The sequence below is a fragment of the Mesorhizobium sp. B2-4-1 genome (assembly GCF_006442185.1).
GTDB lineage: Bacteria > Pseudomonadota > Alphaproteobacteria > Rhizobiales > Rhizobiaceae > Mesorhizobium.
Map to the genome: position 1 here is coordinate 41,579 of NZ_VFVN01000018.1, position 24,709 is coordinate 66,287.

Consider the following 24,709-nt stretch of genomic DNA (forward strand, 5'->3'; position numbering starts at 1 on the left):
ATTCCAATACGAACAAACCGGCCGGTACAGCCAAACATTGCTGATGAATTGTGCGCCAATTAAAGGCGATGCATAAGTCCCGGTCGAGCGGAGTGCGACAAAAACACTTTCAAAAATTTTCGGGGGAATGCGAGAAGCACCCTTTCGATATCCTGATCATACTTCGGGCGATGCCCCGTGGGAGGGACGATGCGTTACACCAGAGACATGCGCGGCTACGGAGCCAATCCGCCGGATCCCAAATGGCCCGGTGGCGCGCATGTGGCCGTGCAATTTGTCGTCAATTACGAAGAAGGCGGCGAGAACTGCGTCCTGCATGGCGACAAGGCTTCGGAAGCCTTCCTGTCGGAAATCGTCGGCGCGGCTCCCTGGGCGGGCCAACGCCATTGGAACATGGAATCGATCTACGAATATGGGGCGCGGGCAGGCTTCTGGCGGCTGCTTCGCCTGTTCACCGAGGCCGAGGTGCCAGTGACCTGTTACGGCGTCGCCACGGCACTCGCCCGCTCGCCCGATCAGGTGACGGCGATGCAGGATGCCGGCTGGGAGATCGCCTCGCACGGGCTGAAATGGATCGACTACCGCGACCACAGCGCCGAGGACGAGCGCCGCGACCTCAAGGAGGCGATCCGGCTGCACTACGAAGTGACAGGCACGCGCCCGACGGGCTGGTACACCGGCCGGACGTCGGTCAACACCGTGCGGCTGGTGGCGGAGGAAGGCGGCTTCGACTACGTCTCAGACACTTATGACGACGAACTGCCCTACTGGTTCGCGGATGAGGGGACCGACAGGCCACAGCTCATCATCCCCTACACGCTCGATGCCAACGACATGCGCTTCGCCACGCCGCAGGGCTTCAACTCGGGCGACCAGTTCTTCGCCTATCTGAAGGACAGTTTCGACACGCTCTATGCCGAAGGCAAGGCTGGGCGGCCGCGCATGATGAATATCGGCCTGCACTGTCGCCTCGTCGGGCGGCCGGGGCGGGTGGCGGCGCTGAAGCGCTTCGTCGACTATGTGAAGTCGCACGACAAGGTCTGGCTGGCGCGGCGTATCGACATCGCCAGGCATTGGCGCGAGACCCATCCATACAAGCAGCCGGTGCTGCGCCCTTCGAGGATGGAATTCGAGGCCTTCGTGCATGCTTTCGGCGGCGTTTTCGAACATTCGCCGTGGATAGCCGAGCGCGCCTACGAGCTGGAACTTGGCCCGGCGCACGACAGCGCCGGCGGCCTGCACAATGCGCTCTGCCGCGTTTTCCGCGCCGCAAGCGAAACGGAGCGGCTCGGCGTGCTCAACGCCCATCCCGACCTTGCCGGCAAGCTGGCAAGGGCCAGGCGGCTGACGGCTGAATCGGCCAGGGAACAGGCTTCGGCCGGCCTCGATGAGCTGACCGACAAGGAGCGCGAGCTGTTTTCCAAGCTCAATGCCGCCTACGTCACCACCTTCGGTTTCCCGTTCATCATCGCGGTGAAGGGTAAGACCAGGCAAGAAATCCTGGCGGAGTTCGAAAGGCGCATCGGCAACAGCCGCGGCGTCGAATTCGAGACCGCCTGCAAACAGGTCGAGCGCATCGCGCTCTTCCGCCTCAAGGACATGCTTCCGCAATAGGTTTGAACCCATGGATACGATCAGGATGCCCGAGCGAACCTATTATGCTCCACATGGCGGCCATTCCGGCCAGAGTGAGCTTCTGACCGGCCGCGCCGTCTTCACCGAGGCCTATGCCGTCATCCCCAAGGGCGTGATGCAGGACATCGTCACCAGCGCCCTGCCATTCTGGGACAAGACCCGCGTCTGGATATTGTCGAGGCCGCTGTCGGGCTTTGCCGAGACGTTTTCGCAGTACATCGTCGAGATCGCGCCCGGCGGTGGCAGCGACCGGCCGGAACCCGATGCCGGCGCCGAGGGCGCCTTGTTCGTGGTCGAAGGCGAACTGACCGTCCTGCTTGCCGGCGAAAGACATGTCTTGCGGCCGGGCGGCTTCGCCTTCCTGCCGCCGTCGAGCGGCTGGACTGTTCGCAACGAAAGCAATGCGGCTGTCCGCTTTCACTGGATACGCAAGGCTTATGAGTCCGTCAGCGGCCTCGAGGTCCCGCAAGCCTTCTTCACCAACGAGCAGGACATCGGGCCGACGCCGATGCCGGGTACCGACGGCCGTTGGGCGACGACGCGCTTCGTCGATCCGGCCGACATGCGCCATGACATGCACATGACCATCGTCACCCTCGAACCGGGCGCGGTCATTCCCTTTGCCGAGACCCATGTCATGGAGCACGGGCTCTATGTCCTGGAAGGCAAGGCCGTCTACCGGCTCAACCAGGACTGGGTCGAGGTGGAGGCCGGCGACTATATGTGGCTGCGCGCCTTCTGTCCGCAGGCCTGCTATGCCGGCGGACCGGGAAAATTCCGCTATCTGCTCTACAAGGACGTCAACCGGCACGCCAAGCTCGGCAGTGCCGGGATCGCAGGGCGTGCGCCGTGACCCGCATCGTCGCGCGGCCGCTGACCCGCGAGGGCTTTGCCCCGTTCGGCGATGTCATCGACATGGGCGGCGACAACCACTACCCGATCAATGGCGGCAAGGCCGAGCGCTACCATGATCTGGCGACCGCCGAGGCCGTGGGGCCGAATGCGCGCGTGCTGATCTCGATGGTGCGCGGCACGCCTTACGAATTGCCGCTGGCGCTGACCATGGTCGAGCGTCACCCGCTCGGCAGCCAGGCCTTTGTCCCGCTGTCGCCACGACCGTTCCTGGTCGTCGTCTGTCATGACGGCAAGGACGGTCCGGCCGAGCCGCATGCCTTCATCACCAAGCCAGGGCAAGGCATCAATTATTCACGCAATCTATGGCACGGCGTACTGACGCCATTGGGTGAGCCCCAGGATTTCCTGATCGTCGACCGTGGCGGCGACGGCTCCAATCTCGAAGAATTCCATTTTTCGCACGCCTACGAGATTCATCTCCCCGACGAGATCCTTTGATGACCGACATTTCGCTGATCGACCGCCTGCTCGACGTCATCGAGCACGACATCGTGCCGAAGACGCAGGAAGGCGTCGCCCATGGCAACAAGCTGTTCGGCGCGGCGATCCTGAAGAAAGGCGACCGCTCGCTGGTGCTGGCCGAAACCAACAACGAGATCGAAAACCCGCTCTGGCATGGCGAAGTGCACTGCCTGAAACGCTTCTACGAAATGCCCAAAGCCGAACGTGTCGACACCAAGGAGGCCATCTTCCTGGCCACGCACGAGCCCTGTTCGCTCTGCCTGTCGGCGATCACCTGGACCGGTTTCGACAATTTCTACTATCTGTTCAGCCACGAGGATTCGCGCGACAGTTTTGCCATCCCGCACGATCTGAAAATCCTGAAAGAGGTCTTCACCCTCGATCCCGGCGGTTACAATGCCGAGAACGCCTATTGGAAGAGCTTTTCGATCCGCAGGCTGGTGCGGGCGCTGCCCGAGGCGGAACGCGGGCGGCTGGAGGCGCGCATCGGCAAGATTGCAGCACTTTATGAAGCGCTCTCTGGCGACTACCAGGCCAACAAGGCCGAGAACGACATTCCGCTGAACTGAGGGCACCAAGCAGCGGCACAGGTCGCATATTCCACTGCTCCAGTCGCGAATGGCGATTGAAACTTGCCGCGCCGCGAGGCGTTATGCGCGCCATGAAAACCGTCACCGAGTTTCCCCGCAAGGTCGTCGAATTCCCTGATATGGGCATCGTTATGCCGGATGGCTGCCGGCTGTCGGCGCGGGTGTGGATGCCGGAAGATGCCGGCGACGATCCGGTGCCTGTCATCCTCGAGCACCTGCCCTACCGCAAGCGCGACGGCACCATCTTTCGCGACCAGCTGACGCATCCCTATTTCGCCGGCCACGGCTATGCCTCGATCCGTGTCGACATGCGCGGCAATGGCGATTCCGAAGGGCTGATGGACGACGAATATTCCGAGCAGGAATTGCAGGATGCCTGCGACGTCATCGCCTGGGCGGCCGCCCAACCCTGGTGCAACGGCAATGTCGGCATGATGGGCATTTCCTGGGGCGGCTTCAACTGCCTGCAGGTGGCAGCCATGCAGCCGCCGGCGCTCAAGGCGGTGATCAGCCTGTGCTCGACCGTTGATCGCTATGCCGACGACATCCACTACAAGGGCGGCTGCCTGCTGCTGGAAAATTTCGGCTGGGCCTCGACAATGCTGTCCTATTCGTCACGGCCGCCGGACCCGCTGCTGGCGGGCGACAACAGATGGCGCGACCTGTGGCTCAGCCGGCTGGAGAACCAGTCGTTCCTTTTGCCACTCTGGCTTGGCCACCAGCACCGCGACGCCTACTGGAAACGGGGATCGGTCTGCGAGGATTTCTCCGCCCTCAAGGCCGCGGTGCTGTCGATCGGCGGCTGGCATGACGGTTACCGCAACACCATCTCGCATCTCGTCGCCAACATCGAGGCGCCGGTCAAAGGCATTGTCGGCCCTTGGATCCACAAATACCCGCATTATGCCGGGCCCCAGCCGGCAATCGGCTTCCTGCAGGAAGCGCTGCGCTGGTGGGACCGCTGGCTGAAGGGTATCGAGACCGGCGTCGAGGCCGACCCGGCCTACCGCGCCTATGTGATGGACAGCGTGCGGCCAGCGCGCTGGCATCCGGAACGGCCGGGCCGCTGGGTGGCGGAGCGGCAGTGGCCTTCGCCCGACATCAAGACGCAAACGATCGACCTGATCCCGGCGGGCGGTAAATCCGTCACCATCGCTTCGCCGCAAAGCTGTGGGCTGGCCGGCGGTGAGTATTTCCCGTTCACCTTCGGCCCGGAATTGCCGGGCGACCAGCGTCCCGACGACGCGCTGTCGGTGTGTTTCGACCAGCAGGAACTCGCCGAGGCGATCGACATCGTCGGCGCACCGGAAGTCGAGGTCCGGTTATCCTGCGACCGTCCGCAGGCCAACATCGCGGTGCGGCTTTGCGACGTGCATCCCGATGGCGCCTCGGAACTGATCTCCTATGGCGTGCTCAACCTCACGCACCGCCTCTCGCACGAATTCCCGCAAGCGCTTGTCCCCGGCGAGAGCGTTTCGGCACGCGTCGTGCTCGACCAGTGCGCCTATCGCGTGCCGGCCGGCCACCATTTGCGCATAGCCGTCTCGAACGCCTATTGGCCCATGATCTGGCCCTCGCCGGAGCCGGTCCGCCTGAGCCTGTCGGCGGCGACGCTGAAGCTGCCGCTGCGCCCGTTGGCGACGGGCGACGAGGTCACGTTCGCCGCGCCGGAGGCTGCTTCCCCCTGGGCAACCGAGACCATCCGCCCGGCCAATTCGGAACGCCGCGTCGACCGCGACGAGAAGACCGGCATCGTCACGCTTTCCATAGAAGACGATTTCGGCGAGGTGCGCGATCTTGCACATGGCCTGGCGAACGGCAGCATCGCCCGCGAGACCTGGACGATCCATCCGGACGATCCGTTGTCGGCCGGGGGACGGACGCATTGGACGCAAACCCTGTCGCGAAGCGGATGGTCGGTGCGCACCGAAACATCGGCCGAAATACGCTCGGACGCCAAAAACTTCATCGTAAGCGCCCGAATTGAAGCTTACGAAGGCGAAAAACTCGTCTTCGAACGCGATTTCGAACAGGCGGTTCCGCGCTCGCTTGTTTGAGCGGCAAGGCATTGGTCCAATTGCGACGTGCCATTTACGCCACGGCATGTCGCATTCGGTCTTGCTTACCGCTTTCCCTTGCGGTCATTATTCCCCTCACAAGAAACAAGAAAACGACCACTAAGGTCGAACCAACAGAGTGAGGAACTCAAAATGTCAAACGAACTGGAATTCCTTAGCCGACGTGTCGCCTCAGGCAAGCTCAGCCGTCGTGATTTTCTCGGCCGGGCGGCAGCGCTCGGCGTCACCGCGACCTTCGCCAACTCACTGCTTTCGAGCGCGGCGCGCGCAGCCGGCCCGGTCAAGGGCGGCACGCTCAAGGCAGGCCTGGTTGGCGGCGAGTCCACCAACAGCCTGGATCCAGCCCTGTTCATGACGCAGGTGCCGTTCGCCTTCGGCAAGATGTGGGGCGAACTGATCGTCGAGCTTTCCCCCGAGGGCAAGCTCGAGAACCGCATCGCCGAGGAGATCGGCTCGTCCGACGATGCCAAGGTCTGGACACTGAAGATCCGCGACGGCGTCGAATTCCACAATGGCAAGACGGTGACCGCCGAAGACGTCGCCGCCACGCTCGAGCGTCATTCGGACGAGAAGTCGAAGTCCGGCGCGCTCGGCTACATGAAAGGCATCGAAAGCATCAAGGCCAGCGGCAAGGAAGTGGTGCTGACGCTGAAGGAGGCCAATGCCGATCTGCCCTACCTGCTCAGCGACTACCACCTGATCGTCCAGCCCAATGGCGGCAAGGACAAGGCCGATGCCGGCATCTCGGCGGGCCCTTATAAGATCACCACCAACGAGCCCGGCGTGCGCCATGGCGGCGAGCGCTTCGCCAACTACTGGCAGGGCGACAAGATGGGCCATGCCGACCAGATCGAGATCATCGTCATCAACGACGCCACGGCCCGTACGGCCGCCCTGCAGGGCGGCCAGGTCAACATGGTCAACCGCGTCGAGCCGAAGATCGTCGACCTGATCAAACGCGTGCCGGGCGTCACCATCCGCAACCATGCGGGACCGGGCCATTACGTCTTCATCATGCACTGCAACACGGCGCCGTTCGACAACAACGACCTCAGGATGGCGCTGAAGCTGGCGATCGACCGCGAAGAAATGCTGAAGAAGGTGCTGCGCGGTTACGGTTCGCTCGGCAATGATTTCCCGATCAATGCCGCCTACCCGCTGTTCACCGAGATCGAGCAGCGCACATACGATCCGGACAAGGCCAAGTTCCACTACAAGAAGTCCGGGCATGACGGTGCGGTGCTGCTCAGGACCTCCGACGTCGCCTTTCCCGGCGCCGTCGACGCGTCCCAGCTTTTCCAGCAGAGCGCGGCCAAGGCCGGCATCCAGATCGAGCTCAAGCGCGAGCCGGGCGACGGCTACTGGAACGAGGTCTGGAACAAGCAGCCCTTCTGCGCCTCCTATTGGGGCGGACGCTCGACCCAGGACCAGATGTACTCGACCGCCTACCTGTCGACCGCCGACTGGAACGACACGCGTTTCAAGCGCCCGGATTTCGACAAGATGGTGCTGGCGGCGCGCGCCGAGCTGGACGAGGCCAAGCGCAAGGCGATGTATCACGACATGGCCGTCATCGTGCGCGACGAAGGCGGCCTGATCCTGCCGATGTTCAACCAGTTCATCGACGCCACCGGCGCCAAGGTGGGCGGCTGGGTGGACGATCCGCACCAGGAGTTGATGAATGGCTATGCCCTGGCAAAGTGCTGGCTCGAAGCCTGAGCCGGCCTTGCCCAGATGTCCTCACCCATCGTGAAACTGGTGGCCCAGCGCGTTGCGCTGGGCATCCTCCTTTTGTTGGCCGTCTCGGTCCTGATCTTCGCCGGCACACAGATCCTGCCCGGCGACGTCGCGCAAGCCATCCTAGGGCAGTCGGCGACACCGGAATCGCTCGCCAATCTGCGTGAGCAGCTTGGGCTCAACGATCCGGCCTATATCAGGTATTTCCGCTGGCTCGGCGGTGTTTTGACCGGCGATCTCGGGACCGCCATGTCGAGCGGACAGGACATCGCGACATCGATCAAGGGCCGGCTGTGGAACACGCTGTTCCTCGCCTTCTGGGCGGCGATCGTGGCCATTCCACTGGCCATAACGCTTGGCCTGATCGCGGTGCGCTACCGCAATGGTTGGGCCGACAAGCTGATCTCGGGACTGGCGCTCGCCTCGACCTCCTTCCCGGAATTCTTCATCGGCTACTTGCTGGTCTTCTACTTCGCGGTTCAGCATCAGTGGTTCCCCGCCATCTCGACCGTCTATGACGGCATGCCTTTCGGTGAACGCATGCAGGCGATCGCGCTGCCGGCGGCGGCGCTGACGCTGGTGGTGCTTGCCCATATGATGCGCATGACGCGCGCGGCGATCCTAAACGTCATGCAATCGGCCTATGTGGAGACCGCCGAGCTCAAGGGGCTCTCGGCTTTCGCGGTCATCCGCAAACATGCCTTCCCGAACGCCATCGCGCCGATCATCAACGTCGTCATGCTCAACCTCGCCTATCTGATCGTCGGCGTGGTCGTGGTCGAAGTGATCTTCGTCTATCCCGGCATGGGGCAGTATCTGGTCGATCACGTCACCAAGCGCGACGTGCCGGTGGTGCAGGCGGTCGGACTGATCTTCGCCGCCGTCTATATCGGCCTCAACATCATCGCTGACATAGCGGCAATCGTCGCCAATCCGCGCCTGAGGCATCCCAAATGAAGAGGGCGGGCATGCTCGACATCAAACGCATCCCCGTGCCCGCGCTGGTCGGCCTGGTGCTGACGGCCCTGTTCGTGCTGGCGGCCATCTTCGCGCCGTGGCTTGCGCCGCACGGCAATGGCGAGATCGTCGGCGACGTCTGGGAGCCCATGTCGGCGGCGCACTGGCTGGGCACCGACAACCTTGGCCGCGATCTGCTGTCGCGCATGATCTATGGTGCGCGCATCACCCTTTTCATCGCAGTGCTCGCCACGGCGTTGTCCTTCTCGCTTGGCGCCATTCTCGGCTTTTCGGCGGCGGTGTTCGGCGGCTGGTTCGACACGCTGCTGTCGCGCCTCGTCGATCTTCTGATGTCGATCCCGACGCTGATCATGGGCCTTGTCGTGCTCTCGGTGCTGCCGACAAACCTGGTGACGCTGATCCTGGTGATGGGCATTCTCGACTCGACCCGCGTCTACCGCCTGTCGCGCGCGGTGGCCGTCGACATCAACGTCATGGACTATGTCGAAGCCGCCAAGCTGCGCGGCGAAGGCAGCACCTGGATCATCTTCCGCGAGATCCTGCCCAATGCGCTGTCGCCGCTGGTCTCGGAACTCGGCCTGCGCTTCATCTATGCCGTGCTGTTCCTGTCGACGCTCTCCTTTCTTGGCCTCGGCGTACAGCCGCCGGATGCCGACTGGGGCGGCATGGTCAAGGAAAACAAGGACGGCATCGTCTTCGGCATTGCCGCGGCGCTCATACCGGCGGCCGCGATCGCGGCGCTTGCGATCTCGGTCAATCTCGTCGCCGACTGGGTGCTCAACCGCACGACAAGCCTGAAAGGAGGACGCGGATGATGGCCGACAGCAAAGCGAAATCCAGCCCGCTCCTCGATATCCGCAACCTGCGCATCGAAGCCATGGTCTACCCACCGGGCGAAGCGCCAAAGACCATCACGCTCGTCCACGACGTCTCGCTGACCCTGGAAAAGGGCAAGGTGCTCGGCCTGATCGGCGAATCCGGTGCCGGCAAGTCGACCATCGGCCTGTCTTCGATGGGTTATGGGCGCGGCGGCGTGCGCATCACCGGCGGCGAGGTGCTCCTCAACGGCCGCGACATCCTCAAGGGCGGCAAGGAAGGTTTCCGCAGGCTGCGCGGCCGCGAGGTCTGCTATGTCGCGCAGTCGGCGGCAGCGGCGTTCAACCCGGCGCACAGGCTGATGGACCAGGTTGTCGAAGCCACCCTCCTGCACGGCAGGGCGACGCGCGCGGAGGCCGAGAAACGCGCCGTCGCGCTGTTCAAGAAGCTGAGCCTGCCCAATCCCGAAACCATCGGCGAGCGTTTCCCGCACCAGGTCTCCGGCGGCCAGCTGCAGCGTGTGATGACGGCGATGGCGCTGTGCTCGGAACCGGACCTGATCGTCTTCGACGAGCCGACGACGGCGCTCGACGTGACGACGCAGATCGACGTGCTGTCGGCGATCAAGGACGCCATCCGCGACACGCATGTGGCCGCGCTCTACATCACCCACGACCTCGCCGTCGTCGCCCAGGTGTCGGACGAGATCATGGTGCTGCGCCACGGCCGGCTGGTCGAATGGGGCGGCACCCGCCAGATCATCAAGGAGCCGCGCCAGGAGTACACCAACGCTCTGGTGTCAGTGCACGAGATCGAACACGCCGAGCAGAAACCCGGCGTCTCGCCATTCCTGTCCGTGAAGAACGTCACCGCCGCTTATGGCGGCGGTCATGTCAAGGTGCTGAAGAACGTCTCCGTCGATATCTATCCCGGCCAGACGCTGGCGGTGGTCGGCGAGTCCGGCTCCGGCAAGTCGACGCTGGCGCGCGCCATCACAGGGCTCCTGCCGCCCGAACAGGGCACGGTGACCTTCGACGGGCGCCCGCTTGCCAACCGGCTTGCCGACCGGCCGAAGGAGGATCTGCGGCAGCTGCAGATGATTTACCAGATGGCCGACGTGGCCATGAACCCGCGCCAGACCGTCGGCACCATCATCGGCCGGCCGCTGGAGTTCTATTTCGGCATGCGGGGACGTGAGCGCGACCGGCGCGTCGCCGAATTGCTCGACGAGATCGAGATGGGCAAAGGCTTCCTCGACCGCTATCCGGCGGAGCTGTCGGGCGGCCAGAAGCAGCGCGTCTGCATCGCCCGCTCGCTCGCCGCCAAACCGAAGCTGATCATCTGCGACGAGGTGACCTCGGCGCTCGACCCGCTGGTGGCCAACGGCATTCTCAAGCTTTTGTTGAACCTGCAGCAGCACGAGAAGGTCGCATATCTCTTCATTACCCACGACCTTGCGACGGTAAGGTCGATCGCCGATTCGATCGCGGTGATGTATCGCGGCGAGGTGGTCCGTTACGGTTCCAAAAGCAAGGTGCTCACACCGCCTTTCGATGCCTATACCGACCTCCTGCTGTCCTCGGTTCCGGAAATGGAGATCGGCTGGCTGGAAAAGGCGATCAAGGGGCGACGCATGGCGAGCGCCGGGAACTAGCCAGCGGTTCGCCAGTCAAGGAGATGACGAACGTCATCCGGATGCAACACTGGAGGGCCAGACGTCCTTCGGACGGCATCGCCTGTGTGCGGTTGTTTCAAAAAGGGGTAGGACATGAAGACTGAACTCGACCATCTCGCTGAACTCGCCGGCCAAGGCCGGATATCGCGGCGTGACTTTCTCGGGCGCACCGCGGCGCTGGGCATGTCGGCGGCGCTGGCAACGACGCTGGCCGGGAAAGCCTTCGCGCAGACGCCGGTCAAGGGCGGCATTCTCAAGGCCGGCCTGCAGGGCGGCGAATCGACCAACAGCCTCGATCCGGCGCTGAACCTCAGCCAGGTCACCTTCAGCTTCGGCAAGCAGTGGGGCGAATATCTGGTTCGCCTCACCCCCGACAACAGGTTGGTCAACCTGATCGCCGAGGACATCGGCGCTTCCCCGGATGCCAAGACCTGGACGATCAAGATCCGCGACGGCATCGAGTTCCACAATGGCAAGACGGTCGGCGCGGAGGATGTCGCGGCCACCATCGAGCGCCACGCCGACGAGAAGTCGAAGTCGGGCGCACTCGGCATTCTCAAAAACATCAAGGGCATTAAGGCCAAGGGCAAGGAGGTCGTCGTCACGCTTGCCGACGCCGATGCCGACTTCCCCTATCTGATGGCCGACTATCATCTCGTCATCCAGCCCAATGGCGGCAAGGACAATCCGAACGCGGGCATCAGCGCCGGCCCCTATAAGGTGACCGTCAACCAGCCCGGCGTGCGCCACGGCGGCGAGCGCTTCGCCAATTACTGGCAGGGCGACAAGGCGGGCCATGCCGACCAGGTCGAGATCGTCGTCATCAACGATGCGACGGCGCGGCTGGCGGCCCTGCAAGGCGGCCAGGTGCACATGATCAATCGCGTCGAGCCGAAGGTGGTCGATCTCGTCAAGCGCATCCCCGGCGTCAGCATCGAGAACGTTTCGGGCAAGGGCTATTACCCGTTCAACATGTTCTGCGACACCGCGCCCTTCGACAACGGCGATCTCAGGATGGCGCTCAAGCTCGCCATGGACCGCGACGAGATGCTGGAAAAGATCCTGCGCGGCTACGGTTCGGTCGGCAATGACTTCCCGATCAACGAGGCCTATCCGCTGTTTTCGGCCATCGAACAGCGCAAATTCGACCCGGAAAAGGCTGCGGCGCTCTACAAGAAGTCGGGCCACAGCGGCTCGATCCTGCTGCGCACCTCCGACGTCGCCTTCCCCGGGGCCGTCGATGCGGCACAGCTCTATCAGCAGAGCGCCGCCAAGGCAGGCATCAAGATCGAGATCAAGCGCGAGCCTGGCGACGGCTATTGGTCGGAGGTCTGGAACAAGCAGCCTTTCTCGCTGTCTTACTGGGGCGGGCGTGCCACGCAGGACCAGATGTATTCCACCGGCTATGTGTCGAACGCCGACTGGAACGACACGCGTTTCAAGCGGCCCGAGTTCGACAAGATGCTGTTTGCAGCGCGCGGCGAGCTCGACCAGGACAAGCGCAAGGCGATCTATCACGACATGGCCGTGCTGATGCGCGACGAAGGCGGATTGATCGTGCCTTTCTTCAACCAGTTCATCGACGCCGCCACCAACAAGATCGGCGGCTTCGCCAAGAGCCCGATCGGCGAGATGATGGACGGCTACGCGCTCGCCGAATGCTGGCTGAACGCCTGACATCAAGTTCCTGCCGAGCACGCCGCGTGTCCGTGCGACACGCGGCGTGCTCGTTCCCCCGACAATCGCATGGAGCAGCTCGTGGCGCTCAAGACCAAACTGTTGCTGATCATCCTCGACGGCGTGCCTTACCGGAACTGGCGCCGGCTGATGGGCAACCTCGAAGGCTGGGTGCAGTCGGGCGAAGCGCGGGTATGGAAGATGCGCTCGGTGCTGCCGTCGACCTCGGCCTGCTGTTATGCTTCGATCCACACCGGGGTGCCGCCGCAGGCGCATGGCATTCTTTCCAACGAGAACCGCTTCCGCGTCAGCCAGCCCGACATCTTCTCGGAGGTCACCGGGGCCGGGGGAATAACCGGCGCGGTCACCCACTCCTACTGGTCGGAGTTCTTCCGTTCCTACCCGTTCGACCTCGTCGAGGACATGGAGTATGACGAGCCGGGCGGGCCGATCACGCATGGCCGCTTCCACACCATGACCGGCTACAACGCGCGCAACCAGATGACGCCGAGCGACGTCGACCTGTTCGCCACGCTGACCATGCTGAGCAGCCGCCACGGCATCGACTACGGCATCCTGCACACTTGCACGCTGGACTCGATGGGCCACCGTTTCGGCCATGACTGTCACGAGATGGACCATGCCTGCTACGCGATGGACGGCATGCTGGCCGCTTTCCTGCCGCGCTGGCGCGACGCCGGCTATGAAGTGATCGTCACCGCCGATCACGGCCAGACCGACCGCGGCCACCATGGCGGCCATGATGAGGAGATGCAGGATTTCGCGCTGTATTATTTCGGCGCCGGCAAGGGACCGGATGCCGACACACTGCTCGACCAGCTGCAGCTGGCGCCGACGGTTCTAAGCCGACTGGGGGTGTCGGTGCCGGCGACGATGAAGGCGAAGCCTTTCCTGAGCTAGCTTCCCCTTCACCCACTGGCAAGGCTCATCTTCTTCGGTTAGCCTCCGCAAATTCCTTGGCGGAGGATGAACCTTTTTGAGCCGATCAGCGACAGAGCAGGCAGGAGCCAGGCGGCTCGATCGGTCATGACCGGCGCGATGGAGACCGATCGCGCGCTTGTCGAGCGGGTCGCGAAGGGCGACCGGGCCGCCGTGCGGCTCCTGTTCATGCGCCACCACGCGCGGATATACCGCTTCGTGGCGCGCCAGACGGGATCGGAAATGATGGCTGACGACATCGCGAACGAGGTGTTCCTCGAACTGTGGCGCCAGGCGCCGGGTTTCGAGGGACGTTCCGAAGTCTCGACATGGCTGCTCGGCATCGCCCGCTTCAAGGCTCTGTCCCTGTTGCGCAAGAAAAAGGAAGACTGGATCGACGACGAGGCCGCAGCCGCGGTGCCCGACGGCGCCGATACGCCCGAGATCGTTGCCATGAAGGGGGACAAGAGCACCGCCCTGCGCCGCTTCATCGATGCCTTGCCGCGCGAGCATCGCGTGGTCATCGATCTCGCCTATTATCAGGGGCAATCGGTGACCGAGATCGGCGAGGTGCTCGATATCCCGGTCGCGACCGTCAAGACCCGCATGTTTTATGCCCGCAAGAAACTCGGCGAAGCCCTCAAGGCCGCCGGTTACGACAGGGGGTGGCCATGAGCGCCGCTGAAAAGATGTCGCGCCGCGACGAAATGGAAACGTTGCTGCCGTTCTACCTGAACGGTTCGCTGGAAGGCTCGGAACTGGAGGCCGTCGAGGAATGGCTGGCCAGCGATCCGACGGCGATGGCCGCCCTTGGCGAGGCGGAGGCTGAATTCTCCAGCACCGCGGCCGCCAATGAGGCGATCCGTCCGCCGGCCGATGCGCTGAGCCGCTTTTCCAGGGCGCTCGATGCCGAGGCTGGCCCGGCGCGCGCCGCCGCCGGTTCGTCCTGGCTGGCGCAGGCCTGGAGCCGCTTCATGGCGCTGCCGGTCGGCGTCGCCTGGGCGGCGGCCGCGGCTCTGCTGGCGCTGGTCATGGTGCAGTCGTTCGTGCAGCCCGGCGGCAAGGGCGGCAATTTCGAGATCGCGGGCGCGCAGGACGAGATGGCGAAGATGCCGTTCGCCCTGGTCAAGTTCAGGCCCGACGCGAAAATGTCCGACATCGCCGCCTTTCTCGGCAGCAGCGGACTGAAGATCCTGGACGGACCGACCGCCGAGGGCGTGTTCCGGCTCGGCATTCCGGCCGCCAACGCGGCCGACTACACCAGGCAACTCGGCCTTGTTGCCGCCCAGCCTTTCACCGACACCGTGATCGAGGGAAGGAAACCGGCCGATGGCGGCTGAGGCGGTCATTCGATTTGCGGCAATCCTTGCGGCGGCGATGACGATCGCCATCGGGCCTGCGTCGGCGCAGGGCAACGACGCCAATGCCGACCGAAAGATCGACTGCCGCGACGGCACCGATGCGGCAAGCGCCGACTGTGGCAAGGACGGCGGCGACAGCGGCAGCGCGGCCGGTGCCGTGTTTCTTCCCGCCCTGATCGTCGACCTGTTCCCCAATCCGGCCGCTCCCGCGGCACCGGTGCCGACGCCACGGCCGGACCCGGCGGCGCCGCCCGCCGGCACGCAGGCCGGACCGCCTTCGGGCGGGCCGATCGTCTCGCCAAGCGATCTCATCGCCGTTCAGCCGCCACGCGCCGTGGCCGGCGATTTCGTGCCCGACGAGGTGCTGGTGACCGTCGATGGCGATGCGGGCGCCGTGCAGCAGATCGCCGCTTCCTTCGGCCTCGATGTGCGCTCGCAGCGGCAATCATTTTTGCTCGGCACCACGCTTGTGCGCTTCGGCATTCCCGACCGCCGCCCCGTCGGCGTGGTGCTGGCGCAGCTTGCCGCCGACAGCCGCACGCAGCGGCGTGAGCCCAACCATATCTATTCGCTTCAGCAGGCGGCGGGCATCGTCAACTATGCGTTCGAGCGCATCGCGCTGGAACCCAGCCAGGCGAGCGGCGAGAACGTCCGCGTCGCGGTAATCGATACCGGCATCGACGACACCAATCCGACGCTGGCCGGGGTCATCGCCGGCCAGTTCGACGCCATGCCCGACGTGCCGGTCGAAAAGCGCGACCACGGCACTTCGGTCGATGGGCTGATCGCCGGCGTCGGCGCGCTCAAGGGCATGGCGCCCGGCGCCAGGATCTATCACGCACGTGCCTTCGAAGGCGGCAAGTCGACAATGGACGTCATCCTTGCTGCGCTCGACTGGGCGGCCGAGCAGGATGTGCGCATCATCAATATGAGTTTCGTCGGTCCGAAGAACGACCTGCTCGGCATCGCCTGCCGCAATGCACGCGCGCTCGGCATGGTTCTTGTCGCCGCCGCCGGCAACAACGGGCCCAAGGCGCCCTATGGCTACCCGGCCGCCTTCGACGGCGTCATCGCGGTGACCGCCACCGACGCCAGGGATGGGCTAATGCCGCAGGCCAATCGCGGCGCCTATGTCTTCATCTCGGCGCCGGGCGTCGAGATGGTGGCGCCGAGCGGAGCCGGCTCGGATGTCGTCACCGGCACATCGTTCGCCGCCGCGATCGTCTCGGGCGCCATTGCCAATCTCATCCACGCCGCGCCGGACCGCTCGGCCGACGCCATCGAAAAGGCGCTGGCCGCAACGGCCCGGGATCTCGGTTCGAAAGGGCGGGACGATGACTTCGGCTACGGGCTGCTGGACATCAAGGCCGCCGAGACGGCGAAGGAATGATCCTTGGCAACATGCTCCTAAATTCAGTCGGCTATTTGCGATGGCCGAGACGGGACGAATGCTGGACTAAACATCTAGAGGGCCGGACCCAACCGAACGGCGCTTCCATCATAGAAGCGTGACAGCCGAAAGCGGCTGAGATCATGCCCACTCGCGTTACCCTGAATCAGGTCGGAAACGACGCGACCGATTCCAGGTCCGATACCGAAGCCGTGACCACTCATTCCCGTGGCCACGAAAAGACCGACGACTGCCCGGGCGTGATCCACGACGGGGACGACATCGGGCATGGCGTCAATCATGCCTCCCCAGCCTGCCTTCAAGCGAACTGTTTCGAACTGTGGAAAAAGGCGTCTGAAATTGCGCTCTACAGAACGGAGGCCGGAGCGTTCAGCGGCCGGGTTGAGCACCCGCATTCTTTCGAAAGGACTCTGGGAATCCGGGGTCCAATCGCGCGGGGTCGACCAGCTATCAGGGTAACCCGATGGAGCGCACGGAAAGTAGCGGGTTCCGAGCGGATTGGCCATGAGGGCGGGAAGATACTTGGTGGCGTGCCGGAATGCGTCAGGTCCCAGGTAAAGCAAATTACTGCCTCCCGGGGCGAGCGTGTATCCGCCATCCTGTCGGCGCCTGAAAGCGATGTGTTCGTCCGCTGCCGCACCTGCATAGATTTCAGGCATAGGCTCCGTTGCGGCTACGGTTACCCTGACGCTGAGTTGGGGGATGGAGACGCCGTGTCTTCTCAGGAACAGCGACGACCAGGCGCCGCCCGCGACCAGTACGCTGGAGGTTTCAATGTATCCCGCCTCGGTCCACACTCCTCTGATCCTGCCAGCTGAGATTTCGAGGGTTCGCGCTGCGCAATTCTCTATGATCTTGGCGCCTTTTCGGACGGCAAGACGAGCAAGCGCAGGCACCGCCAACCAAGGCTCCGCACGCATGTCGGAGGGCGTCGTCATCGCGCCCTTGAACTTGCGCGACATGCCCTTGATGAGTTTCGCGGTTTCGTCTGCGTCCAGGAGGCGAGTGTCGAGCCCATGGATCGCGGCGATCTTCATGAATTCTTCGAAACCGGCCATGTCCTTGTCGGAGTTCGCCAGATAGGTCACACCTGTCTGGTCCAGCCCGATGTCTTCGCCGCATTCCTCAGCCAGTTGCCGCCATAGGCGAAAAGCCTCGATGACAATTGGCAGTTCATCTGCGTCGCGCCCCTGCTTTCGAATCCAGCCCCAATTTCGGGACGATTGTTCGGCCGCAACGCGGCCTTTTTCCAGCAGCGTGACCGGAATGTTCCGCTCCGCCAGGAAAAGAGCCGTCGTTACGCCGATAATGCCGCCACCAATGATGACCACCTCCGAACGCTTCGGCGGTGGGCCAGGATGTTGGATTGGATCCATTTCGGAGAACGGGAATATGGGCAAGTGGGCATCCAGGAGGGCTGGTTGATGGCTTCGGCTTACTGGTTGCCACCCTCTAAAAGCCAAAGCAAGCGCGGTGCAGGCAGACCACTATCCATGACACTGCAATCGATCTTCCGGCAACGCCCGCAAGCGGTCGAACTCGGCCCCTCGGAGCGATTGGCTCTAACCCTAGGCAGGCGCTCCGGCAACCGACCCCCTGATCACCAGGTCGACCGGCCAGACCTCGCCGCGCGGGCCCTCTTCCAGGCCCGATATCCGTGCGGCCAGACGCTCGGCGATGCGGGCGCCGGCGAGCCGGATCGAGGAGCGCGTCGTCGACAGCGGTACGGAGAAATTCTCCGGCTTCAGCCATGGGAAGACGTCGTCATGTGCAATTAATGAGATGTCGCCGGGGATGCTCAGGCCGAGGTCGCGCACGGCGCGCACGACGCCGAGCGCCATGATCAGGCTGGAGCAGGCGATCGCGGTCGGCGCGCCGTCCTGTTCGAGCAGGCGCCGGGCGGCGCGATAGCCGTTCTCCTCGGTCATGGCAACGGAGCAGACATGGCGGTCGCCCAAGGTCAGGCCGCTCGCGGCGAGCGCCCGGCGCACGCCTCGCTCGCGATGCACGGCGAAGGTTTCGCGGTCATCGCCATTAATCAGCGCCAGCCGCCGGTGGCCGAGCTGGACGAGCAGTCGCGCCGCCTCGTGAAAGGCGCCCTCATTGTCGATGTCGAGATAGGGATAGTCGAAATCGAAACCTTCGCTGCGGCCATGGATGATGAAGGGTATACCGAGCGTGTTGACCAGCGCCACACGCCGATCGGCCGGCGTCGGCGAGGAGATGTAGACGGCGTCGACCTGGCGGTTGGCGACGATGCGCCGGTAAGTCGTCTCCTGGTCGTCGGCGTCGGCGGGAGACAGCACCAGGTCGAGCTCGTGCGAGCGCGCATAGTCGCCAAGACCGGACAGGAATTCGACGAAGTGCGGGTCGATGTCGACGGCAGCACCCGTCGGCAAGACATAGCCGATCATGCCGGACTTGCCGGTCGCAAGCCGGCGTGCGCTCGGATTGGGGCGATAGCCATGGCGCTTGGCGGCGTCCATGACGCGCCGGCGCGTCTCTTCGTTGACCTCGGGATAGCCGTTCAGCGCCCGGCTTACCGTGGTCTGCGAAAGCGCCAGCATGTGCGCGAGTTGCTTCAGGTTCACGAGAGGCCTCCATGCCTCAAAGCGCTTTTAAATTGAATCGACCCAAGCCCTGCGGCAGGCCCGTCATATCATGGCGACCATAGGCAGGCTTGGTGCAGGTTTGAAACATAAATTGCTGCTGCACTGCCAAAAAAGCATGCTGCAGCGCGATTTTCCAGGCGCCAGACTCCGGAATTAAATCGATTAAGTTAGCACGCCTCTTGACTTCTGGACGATTCAATGGCGAGATCGAAATAGCCAAAGCGCTTTGGAAGACTCTTCGAAAGGTTGCGGTTCCTTTCCGACTGAGTCACAGTCCTGCGGCGTCGGCGGGCGGAATGGAGGTTCCGTCCGGTGTTTGTGACCCACTGGGAGGGAATACCGATGAAGAAAATGCTTTTGCTGGGCGCCGCGCTTGCCGTGCTCGCCCTCGGCGCGCCCGCGCAGGCCGAACTGAAATTCAAGCCGGGCGACGACAAGCGTTTCAACTGGGCAAACTACGAAGAGCTCAAGAAAGTCGACCTCAAGGGGGAGACCCTGTCGATCTTCGGGCCATGGCGCGGCGAGGACGAGACCCTGGTGCGCGGCGTACTCGATTATTTCTCGGAAGCCACCGGCGCCGAGATCAAATATTCCTCCTCGGAAAATTACGAGCAGCAGATCGTCATCGACACGCAGGCCGGCAGCCCGCCCAACATCGCCGTTCTGCCGCAACCCGGCCTGATCCAGGACCTTGCTTCCAAGGGTCTCTTGACGCCGCTCGGCGACGATACCGCCAAATGGGTCAAGGACAATTACGGCGCCGGCCAGTCATGGGTCGACCTCGGCACCTTCAAGGACAAGGACGGTAAGCCGGGCTTCTTCGCCTTCCCCTACAAGGCCGACGTGAAGTCGCTAGTCTGGTACTCGCCGGACAATTTCGAGGAAGCCGGCTACAAGGTGCCGAAGACGCAGGAAGAACTCGCCGATCTCGAGAAGAAGATTATCGCCGACGGCGGCACGCCGTGGTGCATCGGGCTCGGCTCGGGCGGCGCCACCGGCTGGCCGGCGACGGACTGGGTGGAAGACCTGATGCTGCGCACGCAGTCTCCGGAAACCTACGACAAATGGGTCAAGAACGAGATCCCCTTCAACGACCCGGCCGTGGTCAATGCAATCGACATCTTCGGCAAGATCGCGACCGACGACAAGATGGTCGATGGCGGCGCCAAGGCGGTCGCGGCGACCGATTTCCGCGACAGCCCCAAGGGCCTCTTCGCGGTGCCGCCGAAATGCTACCTGCACCATCAGGCGTCGTTCATCCCGACTTTCTTCCCGGAAGGCACGAAAATCGGCCAGGACGCGGACTTCTTCTACTTTCCGCCCTATGCCTCCAAGCCCGAACTCGGCACTCCCGTGCTCGGCGCCGGAACGCTGGCGATGATCACCAAGGACTCGAAGGCCGCCCGCGCGTTCATCGAATTCCTGAAGATGCCGCTGGCCCATGAGATCTGGATGGCCGAAGGCGGTTTCGTGACGCCGTTCAAGGCGGTCAACAAGGATGCCTATGCCAGCGATGCGCTGCGCAAGCAGGGCGAGATCCTGGCCAACGCCTCGACTTTCCGCTTCGACGGGTCGGACCTGATGCCGGGCAAGATCGGCGCCGGCGCCTTCTGGACCGGCATGATCGACCTGGTCGGCGGCAAGTCGGCGCAGGACGTCGCCACCGACATCCAGAAGAGCTGGGACGCGATCAAGTAAGAGCCGCGTCTGCGGAGGCCTCGGCTTCCACCTCCCGAGCGGATCCGGGCCAACCGGCCCGGATCCGACCGGCCCCATCGCAACATACCAGCCCGGCCAACCGGGACGGATCAGGTTCCAGTCTTGACAGCGTAGACATTCCGGCATGCGGCGGGCACGGAGCCACACGCTTCCCTGCCTGCTCGCGCTCAACAACGAGATCGGCGCGCGGCGCAATCGCAAGGATCGTTTCCATCCTGGCGGGTCGTGCAGGGAGAGGGACCCATGGCGGCTCAGATTTTCTCGGCCATATTCGTCATCATCATCGGCGTCGGCGGCTGCGTCGCCTATTTCTGGGGCGCCAACAAACTGCTCGATGTCACCTTTCCCTCGCGCGGCGTCTCGGGTGCCGCCGCCGTCGACAATCTGCGCCGGCAAGGGCTGATCCGGCCCTGGCTGTTCGTCGGTCCGGCGATGATCATCCTGACCATCTATCTCATCTATCCGGTGGTCGAGACGCTGCGGCTGTCCTTCCTCGATCGCGGCGGCGCCAATTTCGTCGGCCTGGCCAATTATCAATGGGCTTTCGGCGACCGCGAGTTTCGCAATTCGATCCTCAACAATGTGCTCTGGCTGGCCGTAGTGCCCGCCGCCTGTACCTTCCTTGGCCTGATCATCGCCGTGCTTACCGACAAGATCTGGTGGGGCACGATCGCCAAGAGCCTGATCTTCCTGCCGCTGGCGATCTCCTTCGTCGGCGCCAGCGTCATCTGGAAATTCATTTATGAGTATCGCGGCGAAGGCCAGACGCAGATCGGAATCCTGAACGCCATCATCCAGCATTTCGGCGGCCAGCCGCAGGTCTGGATATCGCTGCCGTTCTGGAACAATTTCTTCCTGATGGTGATCCTGATCTGGATCCAGACCGGCTTTGCCATGGTCATCCTGTCTTCGGCGCTGCGCGGCATTCCGGAAGAGACGCTGGAAGCCGCCGTCATCGACGGTGCCAATCCGTTCCAGATCTTCTGGAAAATCATGGTGCCGCAGATTTGGGGCACCATCGCCGTGGTCTGGACCACAATCACCATCCTGGTGCTCAAGGTATTCGACATTGTCCTGACCATGACCAACGGCCAATGGAACAGCCAGGTGCTGGCCAATCTGATGTTCGACTGGATGTTCCGTGGCGGCGGTGATTTCGGCCGCGGCGCGACAATCGCCATCATCATCATGATCGCGGTCATTCCGATCATGGTCTGGAACATACGCCAGGCCAACAAAGAGACGGGAGGACATTGAGATGACCGTCGCGACCGGAAACTCCTTCGCCAGCCGCTTCGGCGTTCACATCGCCGTGCTGGTCTTCGTTGCGATCTGGACCATGCCGACGCTCGGCATCCTGGTATCGTCGCTGCGCGACAAGGACCAGATCATCGCCTCGGGCTGGTGGAACTCGTTCGCAAGTTCGACCCAGACCGAAGCTGGACGCCTGCCGCCCGCCTCGGCGCAGGTCGAGAAGGACGGCAAGTTCGTCCTCCAGGGCAACATTTTCGGCGATGGCGCCAAGCGCGAGATCAGCGCCTTCGGCGTCAAGTCGGCGGCACCGACACAATATCCGGCCGGCACATCGGCCGATCTCGGCGATGGCGTTACCTTGCAGCTCAATGCCGACGGCAGCTTCGTCATGACCTCGCCCAAGGCGTTCGAGGGCGACCGCGGCCAGCGCGTCTACTATGCCTCCTCGGCGCCGCCGAAATTCACCACCGACAATTACAGGACCGTGCTGTTTTCGGAAGGCATCGGCCGCTCCTTCATGAACTCGCTGACCGTCACTATCCCGGCGACCGTCATCCCGATCCTCATCGCCGCCTTTGCGGCTTACGCTCTGGCCTGGATGCGCTTTCCCGGGCGCGCGCTTCTGATCGCGGTCATCATCGGCCTGCTGGTGGTGCCGCTGCAGATGTCGCTGATCCCGCTGTTGAAGCTCTATAACGGCGTCGGCGCCTTCTTCGGCGTGCCCTCCAAGACCTATCTCGGCATCTGGCTGGCGCATACCGGCTTCGGACTGCCCTTCGCCATCTACCTCTTGCGGAGCTACATTGCCGGCCTGCCGCGCGAGATCATGGAATCGGCGCGCATCGACGGCGCCAGCGATTTCGAGATATTCGTCAAGATCGTGCTGCCGCTGTCATTTCCCGTGCTGGCGTCCTTCGCCATCTTCCAGTTCCTGTGGGTATGGAACGATCTCCTGGTGGCGATGGTTTTCCTTGGCACGGAGGCGGATCAGATCGTGCTGACCGCCAAGCTCAATGCCTTGCTCGGCTCGCGTGGCGGCGACTGGGAGATCCTGACGACGTCGGCTTTCGTGACCATCATCGTGCCGCTGATCGTGTTCTTCTCTTTGCAGCGCTATTTCGTCCGCGGGCTGCTCGCAGGCTCGGTGAAAGGAGGCTGAAACCATGCAATCCGCTTTGAAAGCCAGTTCGAGGCCCGATCTCGCCGTCGATAGCGACTGGTGGCGAGGTGCCGTGATCTACCAGATCTATCCGCGCAGCTACCAGGACTCGAATGGCGACGGCATCGGCGACCTCAAGGGGATCATCGGGCGGCTGCCCTATATCGCCGCGCTCGGCGCGGACGCCATCTGGATCTCGCCCTTCTTCAAATCGCCGATGAAGGATTTCGGCTACGACGTCTCGGATTACTGCGACGTCGACCCGATGTTCGGCACGCTGGCCGATTTCGACGCGCTGACGGCGGAGGCGCACAGGCTGGGGCTGAAAGTGATGATCGACGAGGTGCTGTCGCACACCGCCGACATCCATCCCTGGTTCAGGGAAAGCCGATCGAACCGCAGTAATCCGAAAGCCGACTGGTACGTCTGGGCCGATCCCAGGCCGGACGGCACGCCGCCCAACAACTGGCTGTCGATCTTCGGCGGATCGGCCTGGCAATGGGACACCAGCCGCCAGCAATACTACCTGCACAACTTTCTCGCGGAACAGCCGGACCTCAATTTCCACAACGGCGAAGTCCAGGACGCGCTGCTCGACGTGACCCGCTTCTGGCTGGAGCGCGGTGTCGACGGGTTCCGCCTCGACACCATCAATTTCTACTTCCACAGCCAGGGGCTGGAAAACAACCCGCCGCTGCCGCCGGAGCAGCGCAACGACCAGACCGCACCCGCGGTCAATCCCTACAACTACCAAGACCACATCTACGACAAGAGCCGTCCGGAGAACCTCGGCTTCCTCGAACGCTTCCGCGCCCTGCTCGACGAATATCCGGCAACGGCCGCGGTCGGCGAGGTCGGCGATTCACAGCGCGGACTGGACGTTGTCGCGGCCTATACAGCCGGCGGCAAGCGCGTGCACATGTGCTATTCCTTCGACTTCCTGGCGCCGGAAAAGATCAGCGCCGCCAAGGTCCGTTCGGTGCTGGAAACCTTTGGCAAGGTTGCCAGCGACGGCTGGTCGTGTTGGGCCTTCTCCAACCATGACGTGATGCGCCCGGCCTCGCGCTGGGCCGCCAACGAAGCCGACCCGACCGCGTATCTCAAGGTTATCTCGGCATTGCTGATGTCCTTGCGCGGCTCGGTCTGCATCTATCAGGGCGAGGAACTGGGGCTCGGCGAAGCCGAATTGCGGTTCGAGGATCTGCAAGATCCCTACGGCATCCGTTTCTGGCCGGAATTCAAGGGCCGCGACGGCTGCCGCACGCCGATGGTGTGGGACGGCAGCGCCAGGAACGGCGGCTTCTCCCAGGCAAAGCCGTGGCTGCCGGTGCCGGCCAAGCACCTGTCGCAAGCCGTCAATGTCCAGCAAGGCGACGAGCATTCGCTGCTCGAACACTACCGGCGCTTTCTCGGCTTCCGCCGCGCCCATCCGGCGCTGGCCAAGGGCGATATCAGTTTCATCGAGAGCCAGGGCGACACTGTCGCCTTCACGCGCCGCGCCGGCAACGAGCAGATCGTCTGCGTCTTCAACCTGGGATCCGGGCCAGCGGAGGTTGACCTTGGCGGTCGATCGCTGCAACCTTTGCCCGGACACGGATTTTCGGGACAGCAGAACTCCGGCTCCATCCGCCTCGGCGGCTACGGCGCCTGGTTCGGGCGCATCGACTGAATTCTAGGGACCACTGGAGGGA

Annotated in this window: 21 protein-coding genes; 18 read left to right on the top strand and 3 right to left on the bottom strand. The window is 63.5% G+C overall.

Translation table 11 applies throughout. From position 1 onward, the window contains the following. The first annotated feature begins 189 nt into the window (after positions 1-189). The 14 genes from puuE (at position 190) to FJ949_RS28845 (ending at position 16,253) form a co-directional block, all read left to right on the top strand. Positions 190-1,614: an allantoinase PuuE gene (gene puuE, locus FJ949_RS28780; RefSeq protein ID WP_140501176.1), complete on the top strand. Its 1,425-nt coding sequence runs from the start codon at positions 190-192 to the stop codon at positions 1,612-1,614. A gap of 10 nt (positions 1,615-1,624) precedes the next feature. After that, entirely contained in the window at positions 1,625-2,488 is an 864-nt protein-coding gene (locus FJ949_RS28785) for a bifunctional allantoicase/(S)-ureidoglycine aminohydrolase (protein WP_140501178.1), read from the top strand. Beyond that, positions 2,485-2,988, top strand: a complete 504-nt coding sequence (locus tag FJ949_RS28790) for an ureidoglycolate lyase (protein WP_140501180.1) — start codon at positions 2,485-2,487, stop codon at positions 2,986-2,988. Before FJ949_RS28785 ends, FJ949_RS28790 begins: the two co-directional genes overlap by 4 nt. After that, positions 2,988-3,581: a nucleoside deaminase gene (locus FJ949_RS28795; RefSeq protein WP_140501182.1), complete on the top strand. Its 594-nt coding sequence runs from the start codon at positions 2,988-2,990 to the stop codon at positions 3,579-3,581. Before FJ949_RS28790 ends, FJ949_RS28795 begins: the two co-directional genes overlap by 1 nt. Positions 3,582-3,673: 92 nt before the next feature. Beyond that, complete coding sequence (locus tag FJ949_RS28800; RefSeq protein ID WP_140501184.1) at positions 3,674-5,659, top strand: CocE/NonD family hydrolase; 1,986 nt, start codon at positions 3,674-3,676, stop codon at positions 5,657-5,659. Positions 5,660-5,812: 153 nt separating this feature from the next. After that, complete coding sequence (locus FJ949_RS28805; RefSeq protein WP_140501186.1) at positions 5,813-7,399, top strand: ABC transporter substrate-binding protein; 1,587 nt, start codon at positions 5,813-5,815, stop codon at positions 7,397-7,399. Between the two features lie 15 nt (positions 7,400-7,414). Continuing rightward, positions 7,415-8,374, top strand: coding sequence for an ABC transporter permease (locus FJ949_RS28810; protein WP_140501188.1), 960 nt, complete (start codon positions 7,415-7,417; stop codon positions 8,372-8,374). An 11-nt stretch (positions 8,375-8,385) separates the two neighbouring features. After that, on the top strand, positions 8,386-9,210 hold the full coding sequence (locus FJ949_RS28815) for an ABC transporter permease (RefSeq protein WP_140501190.1): 825 nt from the start codon (positions 8,386-8,388) through the stop codon (positions 9,208-9,210). Next, on the top strand, positions 9,210-10,865 hold the full coding sequence (locus tag FJ949_RS28820; protein ID WP_140501254.1) for an ABC transporter ATP-binding protein: 1,656 nt from the start codon (positions 9,210-9,212) through the stop codon (positions 10,863-10,865). The genes FJ949_RS28815 and FJ949_RS28820 overlap by 1 nt, the downstream gene beginning before the upstream one ends. A gap of 114 nt (positions 10,866-10,979) precedes the next feature. Beyond that, positions 10,980-12,563: an ABC transporter substrate-binding protein gene (locus FJ949_RS28825; protein ID WP_140501192.1), complete on the top strand. Its 1,584-nt coding sequence runs from the start codon at positions 10,980-10,982 to the stop codon at positions 12,561-12,563. A gap of 81 nt (positions 12,564-12,644) precedes the next feature. After that, positions 12,645-13,484, top strand: a complete 840-nt coding sequence (locus FJ949_RS28830; RefSeq protein WP_140501194.1) for an alkaline phosphatase family protein — start codon at positions 12,645-12,647, stop codon at positions 13,482-13,484. 126 nt (positions 13,485-13,610) lie between these two features. Continuing rightward, positions 13,611-14,177 carry a sigma-70 family RNA polymerase sigma factor gene (locus FJ949_RS28835; protein ID WP_140501196.1) on the top strand — a complete coding sequence of 189 codons (567 nt, stop codon included), beginning with the start codon at positions 13,611-13,613 and terminating at the stop codon, positions 14,175-14,177. After that, positions 14,174-14,842: an anti-sigma factor gene (locus tag FJ949_RS28840; protein WP_140501198.1), complete on the top strand. Its 669-nt coding sequence runs from the start codon at positions 14,174-14,176 to the stop codon at positions 14,840-14,842. The genes FJ949_RS28835 and FJ949_RS28840 overlap by 4 nt, the downstream gene beginning before the upstream one ends. After that, positions 14,832-16,253, top strand: a complete 1,422-nt coding sequence (locus FJ949_RS28845; protein ID WP_140501200.1) for a S8 family serine peptidase — start codon at positions 14,832-14,834, stop codon at positions 16,251-16,253. Before FJ949_RS28840 ends, FJ949_RS28845 begins: the two co-directional genes overlap by 11 nt. Positions 16,254-16,327: 74 nt before the next feature. Here the strand turns inward: FJ949_RS28845 and FJ949_RS28850 are convergent, their stop codons facing one another. From FJ949_RS28850 to FJ949_RS28860, 3 genes are all read right to left on the bottom strand, one after another. Next, positions 16,328-17,674 carry an FAD-binding oxidoreductase gene (locus FJ949_RS28850; RefSeq protein WP_140501202.1) on the bottom strand — a complete coding sequence of 449 codons (1,347 nt, stop codon included), beginning with the start codon at positions 17,672-17,674 and terminating at the stop codon, positions 16,328-16,330. A 168-nt stretch (positions 17,675-17,842) separates the two neighbouring features. Continuing rightward, a complete protein-coding gene (locus tag FJ949_RS28855; protein WP_140501204.1) occupies positions 17,843-18,865 on the bottom strand; it encodes a substrate-binding domain-containing protein in 1,023 nt (340 codons plus the stop codon). A 16-nt stretch (positions 18,866-18,881) separates the two neighbouring features. Then, complete coding sequence (locus tag FJ949_RS28860) at positions 18,882-19,106, bottom strand: hypothetical protein (RefSeq protein WP_140501206.1); 225 nt, start codon at positions 19,104-19,106, stop codon at positions 18,882-18,884. Between the two features lie 122 nt (positions 19,107-19,228). Here FJ949_RS28860 and FJ949_RS28865 point away from each other — a divergent pair, with 122 nt between their 5' ends. The 4 genes from FJ949_RS28865 to FJ949_RS28880 all read left to right on the top strand — a co-directional run bounded on the left by FJ949_RS28865 (position 19,229) and on the right by FJ949_RS28880 (position 24,687). Beyond that, a complete protein-coding gene (locus FJ949_RS28865) occupies positions 19,229-20,584 on the top strand; it encodes an ABC transporter substrate-binding protein (protein ID WP_140501208.1) in 1,356 nt (451 codons plus the stop codon). Between the two features lie 264 nt (positions 20,585-20,848). Then, positions 20,849-21,862, top strand: coding sequence for a sugar ABC transporter permease (locus tag FJ949_RS28870; RefSeq protein WP_140501210.1), 1,014 nt, complete (start codon positions 20,849-20,851; stop codon positions 21,860-21,862). A 1-nt stretch (position 21,863) separates the two neighbouring features. Next, positions 21,864-23,018 carry a carbohydrate ABC transporter permease gene (locus tag FJ949_RS28875; RefSeq protein ID WP_140501212.1) on the top strand — a complete coding sequence of 385 codons (1,155 nt, stop codon included), beginning with the start codon at positions 21,864-21,866 and terminating at the stop codon, positions 23,016-23,018. 4 nt (positions 23,019-23,022) lie between these two features. Continuing rightward, positions 23,023-24,687, top strand: coding sequence for an alpha-glucosidase (locus FJ949_RS28880; RefSeq protein WP_140501214.1), 1,665 nt, complete (start codon positions 23,023-23,025; stop codon positions 24,685-24,687). The last annotated feature ends 22 nt before the right edge of the window (positions 24,688-24,709 follow it).